This is a genomic window from Cupriavidus sp. 8B, from assembly GCF_054589115.1.
The window spans coordinates 1-20,751 of the sequence record NZ_BAAILO010000135.1 but is presented as its reverse complement, the minus strand read 5'-3'; the positions used below and the strand labels follow the sequence as shown (position 1 = coordinate 20,751).

Sequence of the window (20,751 nt, the reverse complement as noted above, 5' to 3'; positions counted from 1 at the left end):
ATGCCAGCTCATCACGAGATCTACGCCTTACGGTATGCCACGGTTCACCGGCAGCGCCGGGACAACTTCATCTCTGCCGATGCGCACGACGCGGCCATGCCGATGGACTACTACGTCTGGCTGATCCGGCGGGAGGGACGTTGCTGGATGGTCGATACCGGCTTCAATGCCAGTGCCGCCGATCTGCGCAAGCGCACCATGCTTCGCTGTCCGGTCGAGGCCCTTGGCCATCTCGGCGTCTCCTCCCACCAGGTGGCCGACGTGCTGGTGACACATCTGCACTACGACCACGCAGGTAACCTGACCAAACTGCCCGCCGCACGTATCCACGTTCAGGAGCGCGAACTTCAATTTGCAACAGGGAGTTGCATGCGGCATGACGTCCTGCGGCACGCCTATTCGGTAGACGATATCGTGCAGGTGGTACATGGCGTCTATGACAAGCGCGTCTGCTTCTATGACGGTGACGAAGAGATCGGCAATGGGTTGCAACTGGTGCATGTCGGCGGCCACACCGCGGGGCTTCAGGCAGTTCGGGTGTTCACCGCACGTGGTTGGGTGGTACTTGCGTCCGATGCGAGCCACTTCTATGCCAATGCGCTCGGCCACTCCCCGTTCCCCATTGTTCATCATGTGGGCAACATGCTGGATGGCTATGGACGGCTTATGTCCCTCTGCGAAAGCCCGGATCACTTCATCCCCGGCCACGACCCACTGGTGTTGCAGCGTTTTCCGCGCTACGGCGACCCCGATCACGAAATCGTATGCTTGCACGAAGCGCCGTTGACGCCCCTACCCTCTCTATGAACGGGATGTACTCCCCAACCTTGAGGCCGCCTAAACAGCTAGCAACACAATAGAGGAGCATCATGTCCATGAAGATGCGCGCCGCTGTCGTACTCGCGTCGGGAGCCGCGACACCATTCGCACATAGCCGCCCTATCCACGTCAAGGAAGTGCAGCTATCCCGGCCGGGTCCGGGTGAAGTGCTCGTCCGAATCAAAGCCGCCGGCCTTTGTCACTCCGATCTGTCTGTCATCAACGGCGATCGACCGCGTGCCATGCCAATCGCGCTCGGCCACGAGGCATCCGCGGAAGTGGTCGAATGCGGAGCCGGTGTTGTCGATCTGGCTCCGGGCGACCACGTCGTTCTGGTGTTTGTCCCGAGCTGTGGATCGTGCCTTCCTTGCATGGAAGGCAGGCCGGCACTCTGTGAGCCTGGCGCCGCGGCGAACGCCGCTGGTACGCTTCTCGACGGACACCGACGCCTGTCCTTGAATGGGGCACCGCTCAATCACCACACCGGCGTTTCTTGCTTCGCCGACTATGCAGTCGTGTCCCGGCGCTCGTGCGTGCGCCTCGATACAGAGATCTCGCATCGCGAGGCGGCGCTGTTCGGCTGTGCCGTGCTAACCGGTGCCGGCGCGGTTATCAATGCGGCCCCGCCCCGCCCTGGCCAGTCTGTCGCCGTGGTTGGCCTTGGCGGGGTCGGGCTCAGCGCCCTGATTGCCGCCATGGCCGCCGGCGCCGGGGAAGTCGTCGCGATTGACCTGAACGAGGCCAAGCTTCAGTTGGCGCGCGAACTCGGTGCCACCCTTGCGGTCAACGCCGGTGATGAAGGCACCGTCGAGGCGGTTCGGGAGCGTACGAAGGGAGGCGTCGATTTTGCGCTGGATATGGCCGGTTCGGTGCCCGCCTTCGAGCTCGCACATCGCATCACCCGCCGCGGCGGTACCACCATCACTTCCGGACTGCCGAACCCCTCCGCCCGCTTCCCACTGGCGCTGTCGCAACTTGTCGGTGAGGAACGCACGGTGCGCGGCAGCTACCTTGGCTCCGGCGTGCCGGCCCGCGACATCCCCAGCTACATCTCGCTGTATCAACGCGGCCGGCTACCGGTGGATCGGCTGATGGGACGCGCCTGGACATTGGACACCTTGAATGAAGGCTTTGATCACCTGCACTCCGGCAGCGGCTTGCGGGACGTCGTGCTGATGAACTAGCCCTCAAAAAAAGGCCAGCGAGAGTTGCCACCGGAATCCAAAAGCGAAAATTGAACATGACTACCGACACTGCTGTATCCCGGAACCCCGCGACCGGAGAATGGATCGCGGAGTACCCCTACGAATCCAAAGACCAGTTACTCTTACATCTGGCGAGCGCACAGACAGGCTACCAAACTTGGGCCGCATCAACGAAGGAGGAGCGTGTAGCGCTGCTACTTCGGGTCGCATCCGCACTACGCGCGGATGCTGCCAACCTGGCTCTGATCGCCTGCCGTGAAATGGGAAAGCCCATCTCGCAAGCACGCGCTGAAGTGGAAAAGTGTGCGCTGCTCTGCGAATGGTACGCAGAGCACGGCTCGAAATTCCTGAGTGACGATGACACCAGCATCGGCAAACAAGCTTACGTATCGTACCTGCCCTTAGGCCAGGTGCTGGCTATCATGCCCTGGAACTTCCCCCTATGGCAGGTGATGCGCGGTGCCGTGCCGATCCTGCTCGGTGGCAACGCCTATGTGCTGAAGCACGCGCCAAACGTAATGGGCTGCGCCTACGCGCTGGCACGGATCTGGCAACAAGCGGGACTGCCGCACGGGGCATTCACGGTCATCAATGTCACCCCGGATCTGGTCGGATGCGCCATACAGGATCCGCGCATCGTCGCCGTGACCCTCACGGGAAGCGTCCGCGCAGGCAGCGCCGTCGCCGCACTGGCGGGCGCGGCGCTGAAGAAGACGGTCCTGGAACTCGGCGGTTCGGATCCTTTCATCGTGCTCGCCGATGCCAACATAGATGCCGCGGTCGAAGCGGCTGTTAGCAGCCGGTTCCTGAACGCCGGTCAGGTGTGCATTGCTGCGAAGCGCATCATCCTCGAAGAACCCATCGCCGCAGCCTTTACAAGCAAGTTCGTCGCCGCTGTCGAAGCATTGAAGGTGGGCGACCCGGAGGCCACGGACACGTATGTGGGCCCGATGGCGCGTGATGATCTACGAGAGGAATTGGACTGCCAGGTCCAGCAGACGATCACCCAAGGAGCCAGGCTGCTCACTGGCGGGAGAAAGCTCGAAAGGCCCGGCAGTTTCTATGCGCCTACAGTGCTTGAAGTACGCCCTGGCATGGTGGCATTCGCCCAAGAAACCTTCGGCCCGGTTGCCGCATTGACCGTCGCACGCGACGCTGAGCACGCGATCGCGCTAGGCAACGACAGCGAGTTCGGCCTGAGCGGCGCCATCTGGACAGCTGATCGGGAACAAGCCAAAGCGTTCGCGAGGCGCATGGAAACTGGCGGCGTCTTCATCAACGGCTATTCCGCATCGGACCCCCGGGTCCCGATCGGCGGCGTGAAGAAGAGCGGCTATGGCCGCGAACTCTCTCACTTCGGCGTCCGGGAGTTTATGAACGCGCAAACAGTCTGGATTGATCGCAAATAGTTGAAGTGCGGGCGTTCAAGTCTGAGCGCCTTACCAAGCGGAGGAAGTCTGCCCTGATACGTTCCCGCGCTTTTTACGTGGGAACGTATCACCTTCAGTACTCTTCCACCGGAGGAACCGCTATGCCTGTGCGGGCAACAGGCGATACATCTCGGTATGGTCGGTAGCCGGCGTCGCATCCTTCGCAGCATCCCGCCACATGGAGACACAGACCTTCCCCATGGTCATGGGGTAGTCAACAGAATCGGCGAGCCCTTCGGCGATGCCCAGATCCTTGGCCATGAGTTGGAGTGCAAAGCCCGACCCGAACGTACCGTTCAGCATGAACTGTCTCACCTTGTTCAGCGACGTGTTGGTTTGACCGCTGGATGCGTTGAGGACGTCGGTGAGCGTTGCCGGATCGATGCCGAAACGAGCCCCAATCTGTAGTGCTTCCACGGTGGCCACGAGTCCTGCTGCCGACACATAGTTGTTCAGCGCCTTCGCCGCATGGCCGGCGCCGGCATCGCCAACATGAAGAATTTTGCCTCCCATCAGGGCGAGCAGTTCACGGTGGGCGCTGATGATCTCGGGAGTCCCGCCGACCAGGATGGCGAGCGCCCCTTCGACAGCACGCTTCACGCCGCCCGACACCGGTGCATCGATATAGTGGATGCCCGCCGTCTCCAGCCGGGCTCCGAGCGCCTTGGACTGGGCAGGTTCGGAAGAACTCATGTCGATCACCGTCGACCCTGGCCGCATGCCCGCCGAGTATCCCTGTGCCGTGCCCGAGCCAAGCAGTACCTGCTCAACGATCTTGGAGTTCGGCAGCATCGTGATGAGCACATCGAGCTCGGGAAGCACGTCAACTGTCAGTGCCATCGCACCGTGGTCTCTCGTGAACGCTTCGATACGCGTCGAATCCGTATCCGCGACGTACACGCGATGGCCAGCCCCCGCGATGCGCGAGGCCATTGGGACCCCCATCATCCCGAGGCCGACAAAAGCAACTTTCATGGCTGTCATCTCAGATCCCCATCTCCTTGAACACTTCCCGGGCGGTCCGGAAGCTATCGATTGCAGCCGGCACGCCGCAATAGATCGCCGCCTGCAGGAACACCTCTTTGATCTCATCCTTGGTCAGCCCATTATTGATCGCGCCCCGCACATGCAGCTTCAGTTCATGCGGACGGTTCAGGGCCGTGATCATCGCGAGGTTCAGGAAGCTGCGCGTGCGGCGGTCCAGGCCAGGCCGGTTCCAGACATCGCCCCAGCAGTATTGGGTCACCAGCTCCTGCATCGCCATATTGAAATCGTCAGCGTTCGCAATAGAGGCGTCAACATATTCCGCGCCCAGTACCGCGCGGCGCGTTGCAAGACCTTTGTCGAAAAGTTCCTTGTTCATCAATCTCTCCAGTTGTGGGGCGGCTTAGCGGACGCTTCCGCCGGCCTTAAAACAATAACGACTCCATGCCGCGCGGGCACGTCGACGGGTGAGCGTCACTCGACGCGAATGCCGGTCTCCTTGACCAGCCTGGCAAAGCGTTCCGTGTCTGCGCTGAGCAGCCGCGCGAACGCCGCCGGGCCCTGCTGCGTGGCGGAGGGAATGTCAGCGGCATACTCTGCCAGCCGCATGCGGATCTCCGGGCGCTCCAGCGTCTCGCGCAGAGCCTGCGCCAGCTTGTCGATCACGGGCTTCGGAGTGCCGGCGGGCGCCGCGACAGCATTCCACACGGCCAGCTTGAACTCAGGAACGCCACCTTCCGCAAAGGTGGGCACGTCCGGCATGGTGGCGATTCGCTTATCAGCTGACACTGCGATCGCCTTGATTTTCCCTCCCTTATGCATCGGCAGCATCGTGACGGTCTGGTCGATCAGGACATCGATCGTCCCCGCCATCAGGTCGCTCATGGCCGGCCCCGCACCTCGATAGGAGATGATCTCCGCATTCGTGTGAGTGAGCGATAGGAAGGATGCCGCAGCCAGATGACCAGTCGATCCCGGGCCTGAACTGCCAACGTTGACCTTCCTGCCCGTTGCGCGTAGCTGGCGCATGAGGCCGGGGAGATCCTGTAAGCCACTCTGCGTGCTGACGGACATCACCATCGGGATGGTTGCAACCAGCCCGATCGGCGCCAGATCCCGCGTCGGTGAGAAGTCAAGTTTCGGATAGAGAGAAGCATTGGCCGACATCGAGCCCATGTTCCCGAACGTCAGCGTGTATCCATCCGGCGTTGACTTGACCACTTTTTGCGTGCCGATGGTCGCCCCACCCCCACCCAGGTTTTCCACCACGACGCTCTGTCCAAGGGACTGGCTCATCCCAGTGGCGACGATGCGCGCCAGGATGTCGGTACTTCCGCCCACGGCATAAGGGACCACCATCCGAATTGGCCGTGACGGGTATGTCTGCGCCATCGCGGAGGCAGTTGAGAGTAGTGCCACTGCAAGGCACACGGCCGTTTTCATGCTCTTTGTCTCCATTTTGTTTCTTGGTGCTTTCGGTTACTCAATGACGATGCTGGCGCGCGTCACTTCGCGGCGTGCTGACTTGTCGAGCGCCAGACGCACATCACGGAGATGGAAGTGCGAGTCCAGCAGCTTGTCGAAGGCAAAGGTGCCCTGATAATCGCTGAGGAAGCGCAGCGCCTTGTGAAGGTACCGTCCGTCATATCTGTCGACGGGAATGACCTGGACGGCCCGCCGTGTCAGTAGTCCTGGATCGAATGGGATGGTGAATCCGGGCGAGAGGTTGCCCATCACGAGATAGCGCCCGCCTCGACGAACCAGCCCCGTCACGGCCTCGTTGAACGCCTCCGGCACACCGGTCACTTCCATTCCCACGTCTGCACCACGACCGGCGCTCAGCGCCTGGACCGCGGCAATGCGATCGCTTGCCGCCGGATAGTCGTTCATGTCGAGGATGTGGTCCGCACCTAACTCCGATGCCTGTACCAGACGCTGCGCAATTCCGTCGATCACAATGACTCGAGCGCCGCGAGTCTTTGCCAGCGCCACGCCCATCAAGCCAAGGCCCCCTGCACCTTGAATGACGAGCGTGTCGCCATCACGCAATCCGATACGGTCGAGGCCGAAATACACCTGCGACAGCGCGCAGTTGGCACTGGCCGCGGCCGCGTTCGGCACGTTATCTGGCACTCTGTAGTAGTGCTGACGGGGATGGATATAGATGTGAGTGGCAAATCCCGAGTGGAAATGTGGCGCGACCTCGGGCTGCTGACCGAAGAATTGATAGGCGTTGTCACATAGGTTGTACTGGCCATCCAGGCATTGCGGACAACGCAGGCACGTCTGGAAGTACGTGGCTACCACGCGATCACCGATCGTAAGCGGTTCGCCCGCGCAATCGGTGGTCACCCCATCCCCCAAGGCATGCACGACGCCCACCATCTCGTGACCGATACCTCCGCGCTTCTTGACGGGATGGTGGCCCCGCCAGATATGGAGTTCCGAACCGCAGACATTTGCCTGCAGGATTCTAAGAACCAAGGCACCCGGTCCGGGCTCCGGCACTTCGTAGTGTTGGTACTCAAGCTCTCCGGGCTTGGTCATAACCGCAATCTCGCCGAGCATGTCAGTGTCTCCTGTTAGGCGATGAAGCTCTGTTGCCTTCGGTAGAATCCACTCTATATTCTTGTCATACAATCTGTCAATATGATTGAATGCGTATAAGACGATGAGTATGGCGACGCGCCGTAATCGATTACCAGACGAGAGCTTCATGCACAACGCTCACAGCATGCGGGCAGTCCTCTCGATCAATCCCGCGACGGGAGATGAAATCGCGCGTTTTCCGTATGACGATGCGTCGGGCACGATCGAGTGCGGTATCAAGGGGCGTACTCCGGCTTTGGGCGATGGTCCAGAGGGACGCCCCAGTCATAGAGTGAGACGCTGTCGCGGTTGGCAACGGTCATTCGCCTGGACAGCGACGCGCTGGTGCGAATGGCGACGGAGGAAATGGGATAGCCGGCCCCCCCCAGTCACAGGCGGAGGTAGAGGAATGCGCTGTCGTATGCGATGGTATGCCGAGCACGGCCCCATCATGCTCCGGGAACCCACGATGGTTCTGGGCAGTAAGGCCTGTGTTTCGCATCTTCCGGTCGGCGGCCGAAAGTAAGGAAGGTATGGCGCCTTCCGCAGCCGGTGCACAAGTGTGCACACGATCACATTGTATTAGAATATGATGGCCTGCCTCCCTGACGAAGCGCAGGGCAGCAATCGTTGTCGACAAGAGGCCATATGAGTGCAGAGATTGGGATACTACAGGCGGAGACGCTTCGCAGCCAAGTGGAAAAGGCATTGCGCGACGCCATCATGGGCGGTACCTTTCCGCCCGGCTCGCGTCTGGTTGAACGGGATCTTTGCGAACGTCTCGGTGTAAGCCGCACGTCGGTCCGCGAGGCTTTGCGCAAGCTGGAAGCCGAGAAGCTGGTGCGCAATGTTCCGCACAAGGGTCCCGTCGTCGCAGTGATCTCGGCCAGCGAAGCCGCAGAGCTCTACGCCATACGAGGATTGCTCGAGGGTTTCGCCGCGCGCGAATTCGCGCGTCTTGCAGACAGCAGCGCGATTGTCAGCTTTGGCGCTGCCGTCAAGGAACTGCGAGTGCAAGCCTTAGCCCAGAACAAGGAAGGCGTACTGCGGGCGAAAACGCAGCTTTACGACGTTCTGCTCGATCATTGTGGGAACTCGTTGATCAAGGAAGCGCTGATTGGCCTTTACAGCCGAATCAACTTGCTACGAACGACATCTCTGATGCATCCCGATCGACTACCTGCCAGCCTGCGCGAGATAGAGAAGCTACACAAGCTGATCAAAGCACGGGACGAAGATGGCGCCGAACTGGCAGCCCGGACTCACGTGGCAAATGCGCGAGATGCCGCGCTGCGGGTACTCGCAGAAGCATCGGCCGACGCGCCTGCTCGGGCTGCATGATCTTCGTCAAGTGCGTGGCACAGCGATAACACCACCCAAGGTGTGCGCGTCATCGGTGTTGCAGGGACAGGTTTCGGTGAGCCACGCCGATCCTTTTTGCATGAATCGTGCCTTCCCGACAAGGAAACCGACTTCGTCAGTCCTGCTCCAGCTTCCCATCACCGACAGTCAAGGCGTCGCCAATAGCGTAAAAATGGCCGCCTGCGATGTAGTGCAGACTACGCAATGCCGGATCCGCGCTCTCAAAGTTCCAGTGACCGTCCTTGAATACACGCGTATCCGCCCAAGCGCCAACGATCTCACCGATGAACAGGTCATAGGCCTCCTGATTGCGTGGCTCTGGCATAAGCTTACAGGCCAGCCATGCCGAACATCCGGAGACAAAAGGCAAGTCGTAGCCATCGATACCGAACAGATCCGCGCCGCTACGCGCCAGTTTCTTGGGGTCGGTGGAAAGACTGCGATGTCCTACCTGATACGTGAGCTCCAATAGCGCCACTGTGGGCACCTGGATCACGAAGGTGCCACTCTTCTCCACCAGTTCACGGGTCTTCGCAATTTTGTCCAACACCACGGTCAGCTTCGGCGGGGAGTAATCCAGCGCGCAAGCCCATGCCGCAGCCATGACGTTTTGCATACCGCCATGACGCGCCGACACCAGGACCGTCGGGCCATGGTTGATGAGTCGATACGCTTTCTCCAGAGCAACCGGAGCAATGTGTTTGTCCATTCTAATTCCTTAAAGAATGAAATGCCCCGGCTCAAGCTAACATGAACCGGGGATCGCCGGCTCAGCCCACCTTGGCCTCGTTCAAGTGGCGCTGCAGGCTCATGTGTCCGGTGACGATGAGCTCCTGGACTGCCGCTGCGTACTGCCCTTGTGGATCAGGTTCGCGTGTCTCAAAGTTCGCCGACCACTGGATGACCGTCTTGTCCTGCCCGGTCAACGGTATCAACTTCACCATGGCCACATAGTTGTCCAGCGGCAGCGGCGCTTCTTCGAATCGGTAGGAGAAGTTCAGGTTGCTCTCATCGACCGCCAACAGGCGCTCGCGCAGGATCGCACCGTCCTGGAGTGTGAGCCGGCGAATACAACCGACCATGCCGTCGGGCTGACCAGCTTCGATGACGCTCTCGGGAATGGCTGGGTGCCACTTGCTGATTTCACCAAACTTCTTCAGGACGCTCCAAACGCGACCTGCTTGGGCGTCGACGACCGCGGAATACTCAACCGTTGGCATAACTCAATTCCTCGCAATTTCGTTTCGTTGTTAAAGAGAATGCGGCCCACATCCCACCTCGACCAGCCGGTCGGACGTGACGACGTGAACCCCTGGCTCCGGTCTAACGGCCGCCTCGAGCAGCGCTCTGGCGATCTGACGCGCCGGGTTGAGGCGCCAGCGCCTCGGGAGCAGCGGCGCGGCCAACTTCAGCCCAAGCACCAGACCGCGCTCGCCAAGGCGGAACTCATCACGGTTCCCGCCTATGACGCCTGGCCGCACGAAGGTCAGCGACTCGAAGCCTTTGCCGGCCAAGTCCTGTTCCAGCTCGCCCTTGACGCGGTTGTAGAAGAATCGCGAGGACGCATCCGCACCAATGGCCGAGTTCAGCACGTAGGTCGGTGTGCCGCGCTCCCGCGCCAGCCGTGCCACGGCCAGCGGATAGTCGTGATCCACACGGCGGAACGCCGCCTGGGAACCGGCTGCCCGCATGGTGGTACCTAGCGTGCAGATGACGGCATCCGCCTGCCACCAGTCGGCGCCCTGCGGCAAACGGTCGAAGTCCACGCGCGGTGCCAACAGCTTGGGGTGTTCCGGCAATGCGCGGCGGGTGGGCGCTACCACCGCGCCGACACGAGGGTCGGCCAGTGCCAGGTCCAGGACATGGCGGCCCACCAACCCGGTGGTTCCGACCAGCAGCAGCTTCAACGTGAATTCCATGATGTGCCTGCGGTCAGGCGTGCGCGAGCCGTTGTACGGACTCGCCCACCGGTGTGTCACCTTGGGTGAGCTCGATGATGACGCGGTTCACCGCTGGCCGCTCAATAACCTCGACCAGAGCGGCTGCCACGTCATCGCGCGGCACATCGCCGTAGGGGATGGCCAGCCCCGTGCGCACCTTGCCGGTGCCGGGCGAATCGAGCAATGTGCCCGGACGCAGGATGACCCAGTCCAGATCCGTCTCGGCCAGATGCACGTCCGCGAGCTTCTTCACAGCCATGTAGTTCTCGAATGTCCCGGAGACCTCCTTGCCACGGAAGGACTCGGGGAATGCCGAGACCAGTAGGAAACGCTTGATGCCGGCCTGCCGTGCCGCGGCCACCGCCAGTTCCAGCCCGCGGCCGTCGATGGCATTGGTCATCTCCATGCCCCCCTTGCCGCCGGCGCCGGCCGAAAATACCGCGACATCGCTACCGGTCATCAATTGGGACAGTCCGGCCACTTCGAGTTCGAGGAGGCTGCCGGAGACCGGCGTCGCGCCCAGCGCCTTCAGCTCTTCGGTCTGCTCAGGGTTGCGGTACAGCGCGAGCGGCTGGTACCCACGCTCGGCCAGCTGATGTGCGAGACGGCGACCGACCTTGCCGGCGCCGCCGACGATAAAGACTTTCTTCATGATCCTCCCTTTGCTTGCGGGATGCGATTTATGCCGTCGAGTGGCCGTAGACAGCATCGCGGATTGCGAACGGAAAGCCTCCGGACATGCCTTCGAAGGCCGTGTTGGTCAGGGAGACGACGCTCAACTTGTTGATCGGGTCGACGAACCAGTAGTGGCCATAGACGCCCCCCCACTGAAGGGAGCCCTGCCCCTGGGGCGAGTCGGACTGGCTGGCATCGGAGAGCACCGCCCAGCCGTAGCCGAACCCCCAGCCCGGGCCTTGCGCCTGGGCCTGCACACCCACTTGGTCATGCGTCATCTTCTGGAGCGTCTCCGGCTTGAGCAGCGGTGCGCCGCCCGTACGGATGACCTCGAGGAAGCGTAGGATGTCAGCTGCCGTGCCGACCATGCCAGCGCCGCCCGAATGGTAGGAGGCGGGATTCAAAATACGGCTAGGCGCGAAACGCACCCAGCCCTCGAACGACGGGATATCGAGCCGAACCGCCATTCCGTCGGTCATAGGGACCGGCGCCGGCACACCATCGGCGTACGGTTTGACCAGTCGCGACACGTCCGCCACCTGAAAGCCAGTGTCCGACAGGCCCAACGGCCCTGTCACCCGGTCCCGCACGATCTCGCCCAAGGTGCGGCCCTCGACCTTCTCGACCAGGGCGCCGAGCACGTCGATGGCCAGCGAGTAAGACCAACGCTCTCCCGGCGCAAACAGGAGTGCGGCGGACGCCAACCGGGACAGGTTCTCGTCGATGCCCAGACCGGGCTGATCCAGGCCATCCGATATGTCGAACCGGTGGTAGTCGCTGCCTTCCGGCATTAGGAAGCGGTAGCCCAGGCCTGAGGTGTGCGTGAGGAGTTGATGGATCGTGATGGCCGGTTCGCTGCCGTCGGCCATTCGTGGGCGGAATGCGGGAAGATAGCGCGTCACCGGAGCGTCCAGGGCCAGCAATCCTTCTTCCACCAGACGCATGACGGCGGCCGAGACGAGCGGCTTGGTGACAGATGCGAGCCGAAAGATGCTGTCCTCTCTCATGGGCGTTCCCGCTTCGCGGTCTGCCTGGCCCGCAGCGCTGTGGTAGACCAGCTCGCCATCGTGACTGACGAGGGCCACCGCACCGACGATGCGGTTCTGTGCGATCGCTTGCCGGAGTACGCCGTCCAGTCGAGTTGTCATGGAAGAAAATTGCATGGCGAGCCTCTCTTTAAAAGTGCGTTCCTGATTAGCGGTCCGGCCCGCATGCAGCGGGCCGGACCGAGCGAATCAGCCTTCGAACTGGTGATAGACCTTGGCGATCACCTTCCAGTCGCCGTCGATCTTGATCAGCGTCAGGTAGTCGTTGTAGTCGGCGCCAATGGCGTCCTTCTCCATGTCCACGCGCACCACGGCGGTGGTCGGTGTGATGGCCAGAACGTCAAGGCGCGTGGTGATCTCCGGCGCTTTGCCGTTCTTGCGGACGAAGTCGAACAGGTTGCCGATCGGACCGCCCAGCAGTTCACCGTTGGTGAAGCCGTACATGACGGCGTCCTTGTGGAACGCCGTGGCGACGCCCTCGGCACTGCCGATGCGCAGTCCGTCGACATACTTTTGGGCAACGGCAATGACTGCGTTGTACTCGTTGGTCGGAACGGCCTTGATGTTCTTGCTCATGATCTTTCTCGGATGGCGGGACGCTCTGGGCGTCCCGGTTTCAAATAGCTTGGGTGTGGTGCAAGCAATGGTATTGCCGACTGCTCACATGCCCTGACGGGTCAGCAGCTCCGTGACTTGTTGTAGGTACTTCTTGAAGAAACGAAGTGACTGACCTTGCGATGCATGCTGTGCCAACCAGGTCGGCACCGGTTTACGCCAATTCCGCCTACGCAGCGTGCGTGTGGTAAATCTTGCTGACGACCGTCCATTTGCCTTCAACCTTCAGCAGATTGAAGAAGTCGGTGAAGCAGAAGCCCGAGATGTCATTGGTATCGATACGGGCACTGGCCGCGGTACCGACGATGTCGACGTTGACGATCACGCCTTGGGCTTCAGGCGACGGACGGAATGCGCTGTCGATGGTGTCGAACAGACCCTGAATCGGACCACCGGTCAGCTTGTTGTCAGCGTCGACCCCGAAGATAGTTGCCTGCTCGCTGAAGGCGGGCTTCATGACGCTGCTATCGGCCTTCTTGCCCCCATCGTTGTACTTGTTCAGGACTTCGACGATGGCGTTGTACTCCTGGACATAGTTTGGCTTGCTCATGAATTCACTCCTGTTTGAGATTTTGGATTGTGTACTTCCAATGCTTGGCGCCGGATTCCGAGTCAGACGCCGCTCAGTTCCACGGCGCGCTCGTCTGCCGTAGACCAGGGCCCCAGCCGGCGAAGCCTGCTCTCACGACCGTTCAGCCACCATCCGGACTGGATGTTCCAGTCGTCGTAGGGGGCCTTTGGATTGCCCGCGTTCAGCGTCCGCTTTGCGTGCAACGGGAAGTGGGGATCGTGCAGTGCCTCACGGCCCAGGGCGACCAGGTCGGCCTTGCCCGAAGCGGCGATGGCCTCCGCTTGATGCGCGTCGATAATCAAGCCCACGGCCATCGTGCCAATACCGGCTTCACGACGGATCTGCTCGGCAAAGGGCACTTGGTAGCCATAGCCGTTCGGATGCTCGTAGCTGCCGATGCCACCCGAAGAACAATCGACAACATCGACACCAATCTTGGCGAGCTCTTTGGCTAACGCCACGCTATCTTGGATGGAGAGCCCCGCACGGCTGCCGTCCACCGCCGAGATGCGCACGAACAGCGGCTTGTCCCGCGGCCAGATCTCCCGCAGTTCGCGGGCGATCTCCAACGGCAGGCGCATACGATTCTCGAGGCTGCCGCCGTATTCGTCGGTGCGGTCGTTGGTCAGCGGGGACAGGAAGCTATTGAGCAGGTAGCCGTGGGCACAATGCAGCTCCAGTACCTCGAAGCCGGCCTGCAGCGCCCGGCGCGCGGCCGCGGCGAAGTCAGTACGGACCTTGTCGATGCCCTTGGCGTCGAGCGCTGTTGGCACCAGCCAACCGTCGGCAACTGGCCGCGCACTGGGCGATACCACTGCCCAGGGATACTCACCACGCGCGAAGTCCTGTTCGTTCAGCGGGCCATCACCCTGGAACGCACGCTGGCTGCTGGCCTTGGGACCGGCGTGGCCGATCTGAATACCAGGGACGGCCCCGTACTCTTTTGCGAACGCTGCGATAGAAGCCAGTGGTTCGATGTGCGCGTCGTCCCATAGGCCCAAATCACCATGCGTGATCCGGCCTTCGGCCGATACCGCGGTGGCCTCCACTATCACCAAGCCGAACCCGCCCAGCGCAAAGCGGCCGTAGTGGATGGCGTGGAACTCGTTCGCGAGGCCATCTTTGGCGGTGTACTGACACATCGGGCTCAGCACCAAACGGTTGCGCAGCCTCACGCCGCGCAAAGTCAATGGTTCAAATAGTTTGCTCATATTCCAACTCTTTCTCGATAGTTTGGTTGACGGCATTGCGCGCGAACCGGGCGATGATCAGGAGCGCCAGAACAGCCGCCGCCAACCCCACCCAAGTCAACACGCGACTGGCATTGCCAGTAACAGCCTCCCCACTCAGGATCTGACCCACGTCGGAGACCGTCGAGCCCAGGTAGGCGTACAAGAACGTGCCGGGCAGCAGGCCCAACCACGATGCCAGCACGAACTTCGGGCCGGACACGCGGCTCGCGCCCAGCACATAGCTCAGCGGTGCGAACGGGACGATCGAAGCCAGGCGGAGCAGGAACACGATGCGAAAGCCACCGCGGGCCACGGCCCTGTCGATGACCTCCAGCCTGGGATGGGTCGCCAGGCGTCTTCGCACCCATGGACGTGCGACTGTCCTCCCGATACCGAACGCCAGCGCCGCGGACGCCACCCCTACTGGTGATATGAGCAACGCCCCCCCCACCGGCCCGTAGAGATAGCCAGCGATGGCCGTCAACGGTGAAGCAGGCACGAACACCAGCGTCGCCGGCAGGAAGATCGCGGCATACAAGGCGACACCTGCCCCACCTAGCGCTCGGATAGCCTCGACCCAGGCGGACACGCCTTGCGCGAGTGCTTCAATCATGTCGCCACTCCTGTCGCAAACTGCGCCCGATCGTGGTTTGGTTGAATGTCACATTGCCGCATAGATCACTTCTCACTCTGCCACTCTTGCCCCCGTTACCGGAAGCGCCCGCTTTGCCCGTAGATCTGTAGTGCGCGCTACAGATGTCGGCTATTGTATAGTAGACACTACAGATAGTGTCAAGTGAATTTCAAGCAAAGAGGTGACTGAGCCAATGTCGAATACCGGAACCTCCCCGGCCACATTACGGGCCAAAGGGCGCCCGCGTAGCTTTGATCGTGAAGAGGCGCTAACGCGTGCTCTGGACGTGTTCTGGCGCCGGGGATACGAACCCGCCTCCGTGGCCGAGTTGTGCACGGCGATGGGCATCAACCCCCCCAGCCTGTACGCCGCCTTCGGCAACAAGGCCAAGCTGTTCCTGGAGGCCGTGGACTTCTACGAGCATACGTACTGGGATGCCACCTGGGCCCGCATGGGAACCGAGCCCGATCTGTACCGGGCGGTCGATGCCTTCTTCAAGGAGGCTGCGAGCATCCTCCTGTCGCCGCATGCCCCCTGCGGCTGCCTGGTGGTGCTGGCCGCGGTGAATGTCTCGCCGGATTCGGTGGAGGTCATTGAAGCCATCAGGAAGCTGCGTCAGGAGGGCAAGAACTTCTTCGCGAAGCGCATCAAGCAGGGCATCAAGGACGGTCACCTTCCGGAGAAGACGGACGTCAAGTCCCTTGCGGCGACGCTCAACACGATGCTCGAAGGCATGTCCATCCAGGCGCGCGACGGATTGTCGCAATCCGAGTTGGCCCGCATTGCGGCGCATACCGTCAGGGTGCTGCCTCCCCGACCGGCCGATGCACCGTCGCCGACTGCTTGAACGGAAAGCAGCATGAAATGGCGAAATTCGCCGCCATGAGCATCGAGGGCAATGTGCTCCTGTAGTCCGGGCGAGAGCCCGGCGACCTGATGACCGGGAGTCGGTCTATCAATATTGCCAGTAACGCATTTCCGCAAAACTGGCGCTACGATGGTCTCCCGGTCTATTGATCCCAGCCTGCCTGGATCGCGCGCGTGATCTCGTCGACGAAGACGCGCGTCTTTGTCGGCACCAGACGGCCGGGCGGCATCACCGCGTAGATGCCTCCATCTTCCGAACCCTGCCACTGGGGCAGGACCGGCACGAGCTCCCCGTTGCGCACCGCGGAGCCGGCCAGCCAGTCCGGCGTGAGGATGATGCCCACGCCTTCAATTGCGGCCTGCAGCAGCGCCTCCGAGCTGTCCGCGATGAGCGGACCGGTTGGCCGAACCGTTTTGCGTTGCCCGCCTTGCTTCAACACCCAGTCGGGCCAGCTCGAGTGGCTGCTAAATCCCAGGCAGGCGTGGTCCACCAGCGCCTCCGGCGCCTGGGGCAGTCCGTGTGCGGCGATATACGCCGGGGCCGCAAACAACAGGTTGCGGAAAGGGGCGATCCGGCGTGCGACGAGCGAGCTGTCGCGCAGCGCGCCCACGCGTATCGCCACGTCGAACCCCTCCGCCACGACATCGACATAGCGATCGGCGAATCGGGCATCCACACGAATCTTGGGGTGGTCCGCAATGAATGCGGGCAGCAGGGGCGCAATCCATCTGCGGCCAAAGGTGACCGGCAGGGAAACCCGCAGCAGTCCCTGTGGACTGGCCGCGAAGTTGCTCGCCTCCTGGCTTGCGCTGTCCAGTTCGTCCAACAGTGCGCGAACGCGTTGATAGTAGAGCGTGCCAACCTCCGTCAGCGATACGCGCCGCGTGGTTCGCGACAAGAGCCGGACGCCGAGGCGGTCCTCCAACTGCCCCACCCGCCGCGAGATGATCGTGGCATCGCGTCCGATGATCTTCGCCGCGTCGGTAAAGCTATTGGCTTCCACGACGGCCACAAAAGCCGAGAGTTCATCGAGGCTCACTCTCCCCAGCAATTCCTGCATTTTTTGCACGATATTTATTCACATGCGCCAGATTATCTCCCATTTTGCATCTGTTAGTCTCCTCGGGGATCCCTCCACTACTGGGAAAAAGGACAAACAGATGAAAACATTTCTTAGCATCGGCGCGGGCCCGGGTATCGGCTTCGCCACAGCGGAGCGTTTCGCCCGCGAAGGCTTTCGCGTGGTTCTCGGCGCGCGAAACATGGAAAGGACACTCGAACTCACCACCCGCTTGAGGGCACAAGGCTATGAGGCAGAAGCCCGCAAAGTGGACGCAAGCGATGCTGCCAACATTGCCGCGCTGATTGCGGAAGTCGAAGCCCTGCACGGGACCCTGGACGTGCTGCACTACAACGCCGCGAACATCCGCCAGGCGACGCTCGCCGAACAGCCCATCGACACCTTCGCCAGCGATCTCGCGGTGAACGTCGGCGGTGCGATGGCAGCTGCCAAGACGGTCATGCCTAAGATGGCTGCCCGCCAGTCAGGCACGATTCTGTTGACCGGCGGCTTCTTCGGGATCACCCCCAATCAAGACTACCTGTCCCTCAGCCTGGGCAAGGCCGGCATCCGCGCACTCGCGCTCGGGCTGTTTGAGCCGAGCAAGGCCCGCGGCGTGCACGTAGCAACCGTCACGGTGGCCGCCTTCGTGAAGCCCGGCTCCGAGGAGGCGAAGGGGATTGCAGAAGCATTCTGGAAGCTGCACAGCCAGCCGAAGGAATCGTGGGTAGCGGAGGTCACGTACTCCCGCTGATCGGCACAACAGATGCGCGCAAGACACGCTCATGCCCGCACAAGCGGGCGTCGCAGCAAACCGTTCGCGCTCTTCCGATTCAGTTCACCGACAGCACAAGGATAATTAACATGCAAACCAAAGCCTATGCAGCACAGTCTCCGACGACACCGCTCGCTCCGACTATGATCTCCCGTCGCGACGTTGGCCAAAACGATGTGGCGATCGAGATCCTGTACTGTGGCGTCTGCCACTCGGACCTGCACGCCGCGCGCGGCGAGTGGCCTGGCATCCGATATCCCATCGTACCGGGCCACGAGATCATTGGCCGAGTCACCGCCGTCGGCGGTTCGGTGTCCAAGCACAAAGCGGGAGACATCGTTGGCGTTGGCTGCATGGTCGGAAGTTGCCGCCACTGTGCCTCTTGCGACGAAGGCCTGGAGCAGTATTGCGAAGGCCCGCATGGCTGGCTCCAAACCTACAACGGCTGGCTGGACGGTAGCGGTGAGAACACCTACGGCGGCTATGCGGCGGGCATTACGGTCGACGAACACTTCGCTCTGAAGATCATGCATCGCGAATCCGAACTGGCTGCCGTCGCTCCGCTGCTGTGTGCTGGCATTACCACCTGGTCGCCGCTGCGGCACTGGAATGCAGGACCCGGCAAGAAGGTCGGCATCGTCGGCATCGGTGGCCTGGGTCACATGGGCGTGAAGCTGGCCCACGCGCTGGGGGCACATGTGGTCGCCTTCACTACCTCCATCTCGAAGGTGCAGGCAGCCCGCGACCTCGGTGCGGATGAGGTGGTGGTCTCACGCAATGCCGACGAAATGGCAGCCCACGCAAAGAGCTTTGACTTTATCCTGAATACCGTGGCCGCACCGCACGACCTCGACGCCTTCATGGCGTTGCTCAAGCGGGATGGGACGATGACGATGGTCGGCGTTCCTGACAGTCCGCACCCGTCTCCCGGCGTGGCCAACCTCATCTTCCAGCGCCGTCAGCTGGCCGGTTCCTTGATTGGCGGCATCGCCGAAACCCAGGAAATGCTCGATTTCTGCGCCAAGCATGGCATCACTTCGGACGTCGAGATGATCGACATGAAGGATATCGAAGTGGCCTTCAAACGCATGCAAAAGAGCGACGTCAAGTATCGCTTCGTGATTGACATGGCGACCCTTTGATGCCCAGGCAGCCGGGCGCCGGACCTAGGCGGAGATCAGCCGGTGGGCCTTCGTCGCCAAAGCCATGAACAAGTCCTTCAGTTGCCTGCAGCCGCGATGGCCGCCCATCGCGACTTCAACGGCACGGCGAAATCCTCGTTCCGGTGAGGCGTCAACGAGGGCTTGCGGCGGGTCAGCGGCGCCTGCGCAGAAACAGAACGGAATTGCCGGCATAGCGGCCTCGACGGCTGCACCATCCTGTGGATATCCACCGTCAGCCGAGCGCGCATATGATGCATCGACGAACCCGCGAGGAGTGCGTCGCGCCCTCCGGCGCCGCGTAGGTATAGGCCTTCTCGTCGACCAGTTCGCCCTCGATGTCCCTGAGCACATCGTCGCGCTGGGATTCGCGGGTGATGACCCGACGCTCGCCGGTCAAGCGGCGGGGCTTCGGTGCTGGAACGCGTGCATTCGTCCTCAGTCCACCCAGGTCACGACTTCGTCCATCGGCGCGCGCGAGGTCCGAAAGCCGTTGGCGGGGTGCTGGAAGTCCTCGTAGCCGAATGAAATGCCGCACACGATGCGGCGGTCGGCTCCGACATCGAGGTGCTTGCGCAGGATGTCCGGGTACGACGCGAGCGCAGCTTGCGCGATCGTGCCAACACCCATCGCACTGGCTGCCAGCATGAAGTTCGACACCCAGGCACCGCAGTCCAGGATCCCGTACGTACCGAGTGCCTCCTCGCTGGTCACAAACGCCACATGCGGTGCGCCGAACAGCCTGAAGTTCTCCCGCGCTTGCCTGGCAGACCCTTCGCGGTCGCCCTTCTGAACCCCGGTGGCGCGGTAGAGGTCCCAGCCGCACTCGCGCCGCCGCGCCTGGTACACGCCATGGTATTCCCTGGGCCAGTCCAGCTCCGGCGATGCAGGGGCGTCCGCCCCCGCGCGTGTCATCAACTCGGTGCGAAGCTGTTCGAGCGGCGCTCCGCTTACGACGTGCACCTGCCATGGCTGAGCGTTGCACCATGACGCAGTCCGTTGCCCAGTGGCGAGGATTTGCTGGATCACGTCGCGCGGCACGGGACGCGATAGGAATGCGCGGCAACTGTGACGCCGCCGGAGCAGCTCCTCCAGAGAAATAAAGTTGGTCGTCGGCGCGGTCGGGCCAGCTTCGCTCATTCCACTATCTCCTTTGTGATCAGCTTAGTCGTGTCAAGGCGCAGGGGCATGGTCACTGCCCATCCTTAGCTTGACCGGTACAGGGGCGACGCTCGCCTCCTGTGCGTCAGTCCAGCCAGCAGGGCGGTCCGCACGAACTCATCGGCGGAGACGCGCCCATTAGGTGAATACCACCGATGCGTCCGTCGCACCATGCCGCTGATCGCGAGCGAGGCGACAGAGGCGTCGTTGACGTGAAACATGCCTGCTCAGAGCCGGCAAACACCAGCCCGGTCAGCACCATATCGAAGCTGTGCTGCCTGCTGCGAATGTCAGCAATCTTCTCGGGGCTGAGGTAGTTCGCTATCAAGGGATAGAGAACTCTTCCTCAAGGGACATCTTCCACTAACTTGCATATCTGTACGCAACTATAGATACCATGCTTATCTTTGTCAACGCGGGGTCGTTCCGAAGGAAAACGGCCGACGTTGCTGTAAAGTCAATACGGAGGTATGCGAACGCAGGGCAAGGCATGGCGCTCCCCGCAAGAAATGGCGAACAGGTGGTACATCGTCAACTACCCCGGCCTAAAGGCCGGAGCTTGCAAAGGCAACTGAACAAGCTCGGGTTGACCAGGCAAAGCGGTAACCAACCCGCTACGTTGCGA

Annotated in this window: 25 protein-coding genes; 7 read left to right on the top strand and 18 right to left on the bottom strand. The window is 61.8% G+C overall.

Annotation, left to right across the window (positions count from 1 at the left end; all coding sequences use genetic code 11):
• From ACYP5B_RS14405 to ACYP5B_RS14395, 3 genes are all read left to right on the top strand, one after another.
• Complete coding sequence (locus ACYP5B_RS14405; RefSeq protein ID WP_459570165.1) at positions 1-807, top strand: N-acyl homoserine lactonase family protein; 807 nt, start codon at positions 1-3, stop codon at positions 805-807.
• Positions 808-875: 68 nt separating this feature from the next.
• On the top strand, positions 876-2,003 hold the full coding sequence (locus ACYP5B_RS14400) for a zinc-dependent alcohol dehydrogenase family protein (protein WP_459570185.1): 1,128 nt from the start codon (positions 876-878) through the stop codon (positions 2,001-2,003).
• A gap of 56 nt (positions 2,004-2,059) precedes the next feature.
• Positions 2,060-3,433: an NAD-dependent succinate-semialdehyde dehydrogenase gene (locus ACYP5B_RS14395; RefSeq protein WP_459570164.1), complete on the top strand. Its 1,374-nt coding sequence runs from the start codon at positions 2,060-2,062 to the stop codon at positions 3,431-3,433.
• A gap of 120 nt (positions 3,434-3,553) precedes the next feature.
• Here the strand turns inward: ACYP5B_RS14395 and ACYP5B_RS14390 are convergent, their stop codons facing one another.
• From ACYP5B_RS14390 to ACYP5B_RS14375, 4 genes are all read right to left on the bottom strand, one after another.
• The gene (locus tag ACYP5B_RS14390; protein WP_459570163.1) at positions 3,554-4,438 is read right to left on the bottom strand and encodes an NAD(P)-dependent oxidoreductase; all 885 of its coding nucleotides are present in this window, start codon (positions 4,436-4,438) and stop codon (positions 3,554-3,556) included.
• Between the two features lies 1 nt (position 4,439).
• On the bottom strand, positions 4,440-4,817 hold the full coding sequence (gene pcaC / locus ACYP5B_RS14385) for a 4-carboxymuconolactone decarboxylase (RefSeq protein WP_459570162.1): 378 nt from the start codon (positions 4,815-4,817) through the stop codon (positions 4,440-4,442).
• A 95-nt stretch (positions 4,818-4,912) separates the two neighbouring features.
• Entirely contained in the window at positions 4,913-5,881 is a 969-nt protein-coding gene (locus ACYP5B_RS14380) for a Bug family tripartite tricarboxylate transporter substrate binding protein (protein WP_459570161.1), read from the bottom strand.
• Positions 5,882-5,917: 36 nt separating this feature from the next.
• Positions 5,918-7,006, bottom strand: a complete 1,089-nt coding sequence (locus ACYP5B_RS14375; protein WP_459570160.1) for a zinc-binding dehydrogenase — start codon at positions 7,004-7,006, stop codon at positions 5,918-5,920.
• A gap of 669 nt (positions 7,007-7,675) precedes the next feature.
• Between ACYP5B_RS14375 and ACYP5B_RS14370 the strand changes: the two genes are divergently transcribed.
• Positions 7,676-8,368, top strand: coding sequence for a GntR family transcriptional regulator (locus tag ACYP5B_RS14370; protein ID WP_459570159.1), 693 nt, complete (start codon positions 7,676-7,678; stop codon positions 8,366-8,368).
• 136 nt (positions 8,369-8,504) lie between these two features.
• On the opposite strand, the gene ACYP5B_RS14365 is transcribed toward ACYP5B_RS14370, so the two are convergent.
• From ACYP5B_RS14365 to ACYP5B_RS14325, 9 genes are all read right to left on the bottom strand, one after another.
• On the bottom strand, positions 8,505-9,098 hold the full coding sequence (locus ACYP5B_RS14365; RefSeq protein ID WP_459570158.1) for a flavin reductase family protein: 594 nt from the start codon (positions 9,096-9,098) through the stop codon (positions 8,505-8,507).
• Between the two features lie 61 nt (positions 9,099-9,159).
• Entirely contained in the window at positions 9,160-9,609 is a 450-nt protein-coding gene (locus ACYP5B_RS14360) for an SRPBCC family protein (RefSeq protein WP_459570157.1), read from the bottom strand.
• 30 nt (positions 9,610-9,639) lie between these two features.
• The gene (locus ACYP5B_RS14355; protein WP_459570184.1) at positions 9,640-10,296 is read right to left on the bottom strand and encodes a Rossmann-fold NAD(P)-binding domain-containing protein; all 657 of its coding nucleotides are present in this window, start codon (positions 10,294-10,296) and stop codon (positions 9,640-9,642) included.
• 25 nt (positions 10,297-10,321) lie between these two features.
• Entirely contained in the window at positions 10,322-10,981 is a 660-nt protein-coding gene (locus tag ACYP5B_RS14350; RefSeq protein ID WP_459570156.1) for an SDR family oxidoreductase, read from the bottom strand.
• A 28-nt stretch (positions 10,982-11,009) separates the two neighbouring features.
• The gene (locus tag ACYP5B_RS14345) at positions 11,010-12,167 is read right to left on the bottom strand and encodes a serine hydrolase domain-containing protein (RefSeq protein WP_459570155.1); all 1,158 of its coding nucleotides are present in this window, start codon (positions 12,165-12,167) and stop codon (positions 11,010-11,012) included.
• Positions 12,168-12,239: 72 nt separating this feature from the next.
• Positions 12,240-12,626: a nuclear transport factor 2 family protein gene (locus ACYP5B_RS14340; protein WP_459570154.1), complete on the bottom strand. Its 387-nt coding sequence runs from the start codon at positions 12,624-12,626 to the stop codon at positions 12,240-12,242.
• A gap of 208 nt (positions 12,627-12,834) precedes the next feature.
• Positions 12,835-13,215 carry a nuclear transport factor 2 family protein gene (locus ACYP5B_RS14335; RefSeq protein WP_459570153.1) on the bottom strand — a complete coding sequence of 127 codons (381 nt, stop codon included), beginning with the start codon at positions 13,213-13,215 and terminating at the stop codon, positions 12,835-12,837.
• A 62-nt stretch (positions 13,216-13,277) separates the two neighbouring features.
• Entirely contained in the window at positions 13,278-14,447 is a 1,170-nt protein-coding gene (locus ACYP5B_RS14330; protein ID WP_459570152.1) for an NADH:flavin oxidoreductase/NADH oxidase, read from the bottom strand.
• Positions 14,431-15,081, bottom strand: a complete 651-nt coding sequence (locus ACYP5B_RS14325) for a TVP38/TMEM64 family protein (RefSeq protein ID WP_459570151.1) — start codon at positions 15,079-15,081, stop codon at positions 14,431-14,433. The genes ACYP5B_RS14330 and ACYP5B_RS14325 overlap by 17 nt, the downstream gene beginning before the upstream one ends.
• A gap of 214 nt (positions 15,082-15,295) precedes the next feature.
• On the opposite strand from ACYP5B_RS14325, the gene ACYP5B_RS14320 reads away from it, so the two are divergent.
• Positions 15,296-15,949, top strand: a complete 654-nt coding sequence (locus ACYP5B_RS14320; RefSeq protein ID WP_459570150.1) for a TetR/AcrR family transcriptional regulator — start codon at positions 15,296-15,298, stop codon at positions 15,947-15,949.
• 163 nt (positions 15,950-16,112) lie between these two features.
• On the opposite strand, the gene ACYP5B_RS14315 is transcribed toward ACYP5B_RS14320, so the two are convergent.
• Positions 16,113-17,030, bottom strand: coding sequence for a LysR family transcriptional regulator (locus ACYP5B_RS14315; RefSeq protein ID WP_459570183.1), 918 nt, complete (start codon positions 17,028-17,030; stop codon positions 16,113-16,115).
• A 100-nt stretch (positions 17,031-17,130) separates the two neighbouring features.
• Here ACYP5B_RS14315 and ACYP5B_RS14310 point away from each other — a divergent pair, with 100 nt between their 5' ends.
• On the top strand, positions 17,131-17,784 hold the full coding sequence (locus tag ACYP5B_RS14310) for an SDR family NAD(P)-dependent oxidoreductase (protein ID WP_459570149.1): 654 nt from the start codon (positions 17,131-17,133) through the stop codon (positions 17,782-17,784).
• A gap of 110 nt (positions 17,785-17,894) precedes the next feature.
• Positions 17,895-18,947, top strand: a complete 1,053-nt coding sequence (locus ACYP5B_RS14305; protein WP_459570148.1) for an NAD(P)-dependent alcohol dehydrogenase — start codon at positions 17,895-17,897, stop codon at positions 18,945-18,947.
• Between the two features lie 24 nt (positions 18,948-18,971).
• Here ACYP5B_RS14305 and ACYP5B_RS14300 read toward each other — a convergent pair whose 3' ends face one another.
• The 4 genes from ACYP5B_RS14300 to ACYP5B_RS14285 form a co-directional block, all read right to left on the bottom strand.
• The gene (locus tag ACYP5B_RS14300; RefSeq protein ID WP_459570182.1) at positions 18,972-19,274 is read right to left on the bottom strand and encodes a DUF2889 domain-containing protein; all 303 of its coding nucleotides are present in this window, start codon (positions 19,272-19,274) and stop codon (positions 18,972-18,974) included.
• Positions 19,201-19,365, bottom strand: a complete 165-nt coding sequence (locus ACYP5B_RS14295; protein WP_459570186.1) for a hypothetical protein — start codon at positions 19,363-19,365, stop codon at positions 19,201-19,203. Before ACYP5B_RS14295 ends, ACYP5B_RS14300 begins: the two co-directional genes overlap by 74 nt.
• A 38-nt stretch (positions 19,366-19,403) precedes the next feature.
• Positions 19,404-20,105 (bottom strand): nitroreductase, encoded by a 702-nt coding sequence (locus ACYP5B_RS14290; protein ID WP_459570147.1) that lies wholly within the window; start codon positions 20,103-20,105, stop codon positions 19,404-19,406.
• A gap of 65 nt (positions 20,106-20,170) precedes the next feature.
• Positions 20,171-20,347 (bottom strand): hypothetical protein, encoded by a 177-nt coding sequence (locus ACYP5B_RS14285; RefSeq protein WP_459570146.1) that lies wholly within the window; start codon positions 20,345-20,347, stop codon positions 20,171-20,173.
• Positions 20,348-20,751: the final 404 nt, after the last annotated feature.

What these genes read in the sequence shown, in the direction of transcription:
- ACYP5B_RS14405 (WP_459570165.1), top strand. Translation starts at nt 1, where the DNA reads ATGCCAGCTCATCACGAGATCTACGCCTTACGGTATGCCACGGTTCAC.
- ACYP5B_RS14400 (WP_459570185.1), top strand. Translation starts at nt 876, where the DNA reads ATGAAGATGCGCGCCGCTGTCGTACTCGCGTCGGGAGCCGCGACACCA.
- ACYP5B_RS14395 (WP_459570164.1), top strand. Translation starts at nt 2,060, where the DNA reads ATGACTACCGACACTGCTGTATCCCGGAACCCCGCGACCGGAGAATGG.
- ACYP5B_RS14390 (WP_459570163.1), bottom strand. Translation starts at nt 4,438, where the DNA reads ATGACAGCCATGAAAGTTGCTTTTGTCGGCCTCGGGATGATGGGGGTC.
- pcaC (WP_459570162.1), bottom strand. Translation starts at nt 4,817, where the DNA reads ATGAACAAGGAACTTTTCGACAAAGGTCTTGCAACGCGCCGCGCGGTA.
- ACYP5B_RS14380 (WP_459570161.1), bottom strand. Translation starts at nt 5,881, where the DNA reads ATGAAAACGGCCGTGTGCCTTGCAGTGGCACTACTCTCAACTGCCTCC.
- ACYP5B_RS14375 (WP_459570160.1), bottom strand. Translation starts at nt 7,006, where the DNA reads ATGCTCGGCGAGATTGCGGTTATGACCAAGCCCGGAGAGCTTGAGTAC.
- ACYP5B_RS14370 (WP_459570159.1), top strand. Translation starts at nt 7,676, where the DNA reads ATGAGTGCAGAGATTGGGATACTACAGGCGGAGACGCTTCGCAGCCAA.
- ACYP5B_RS14365 (WP_459570158.1), bottom strand. Translation starts at nt 9,098, where the DNA reads ATGGACAAACACATTGCTCCGGTTGCTCTGGAGAAAGCGTATCGACTC.
- ACYP5B_RS14360 (WP_459570157.1), bottom strand. Translation starts at nt 9,609, where the DNA reads ATGCCAACGGTTGAGTATTCCGCGGTCGTCGACGCCCAAGCAGGTCGC.
- ACYP5B_RS14350 (WP_459570156.1), bottom strand. Translation starts at nt 10,981, where the DNA reads ATGAAGAAAGTCTTTATCGTCGGCGGCGCCGGCAAGGTCGGTCGCCGT.
- ACYP5B_RS14345 (WP_459570155.1), bottom strand. Translation starts at nt 12,167, where the DNA reads ATGCAATTTTCTTCCATGACAACTCGACTGGACGGCGTACTCCGGCAA.
- ACYP5B_RS14340 (WP_459570154.1), bottom strand. Translation starts at nt 12,626, where the DNA reads ATGAGCAAGAACATCAAGGCCGTTCCGACCAACGAGTACAACGCAGTC.
- ACYP5B_RS14335 (WP_459570153.1), bottom strand. Translation starts at nt 13,215, where the DNA reads ATGAGCAAGCCAAACTATGTCCAGGAGTACAACGCCATCGTCGAAGTC.
- ACYP5B_RS14330 (WP_459570152.1), bottom strand. Translation starts at nt 14,447, where the DNA reads ATGAGCAAACTATTTGAACCATTGACTTTGCGCGGCGTGAGGCTGCGC.
- ACYP5B_RS14325 (WP_459570151.1), bottom strand. Translation starts at nt 15,081, where the DNA reads ATGATTGAAGCACTCGCGCAAGGCGTGTCCGCCTGGGTCGAGGCTATC.
- ACYP5B_RS14320 (WP_459570150.1), top strand. Translation starts at nt 15,296, where the DNA reads ATGTCGAATACCGGAACCTCCCCGGCCACATTACGGGCCAAAGGGCGC.
- ACYP5B_RS14315 (WP_459570183.1), bottom strand. Translation starts at nt 17,030, where the DNA reads ATGCAGGAATTGCTGGGGAGAGTGAGCCTCGATGAACTCTCGGCTTTT.
- ACYP5B_RS14310 (WP_459570149.1), top strand. Translation starts at nt 17,131, where the DNA reads ATGAAAACATTTCTTAGCATCGGCGCGGGCCCGGGTATCGGCTTCGCC.
- ACYP5B_RS14305 (WP_459570148.1), top strand. Translation starts at nt 17,895, where the DNA reads ATGCAAACCAAAGCCTATGCAGCACAGTCTCCGACGACACCGCTCGCT.
- ACYP5B_RS14290 (WP_459570147.1), bottom strand. Translation starts at nt 20,105, where the DNA reads ATGAGCGAAGCTGGCCCGACCGCGCCGACGACCAACTTTATTTCTCTG.
- ACYP5B_RS14285 (WP_459570146.1), bottom strand. Translation starts at nt 20,347, where the DNA reads ATGTTTCACGTCAACGACGCCTCTGTCGCCTCGCTCGCGATCAGCGGC.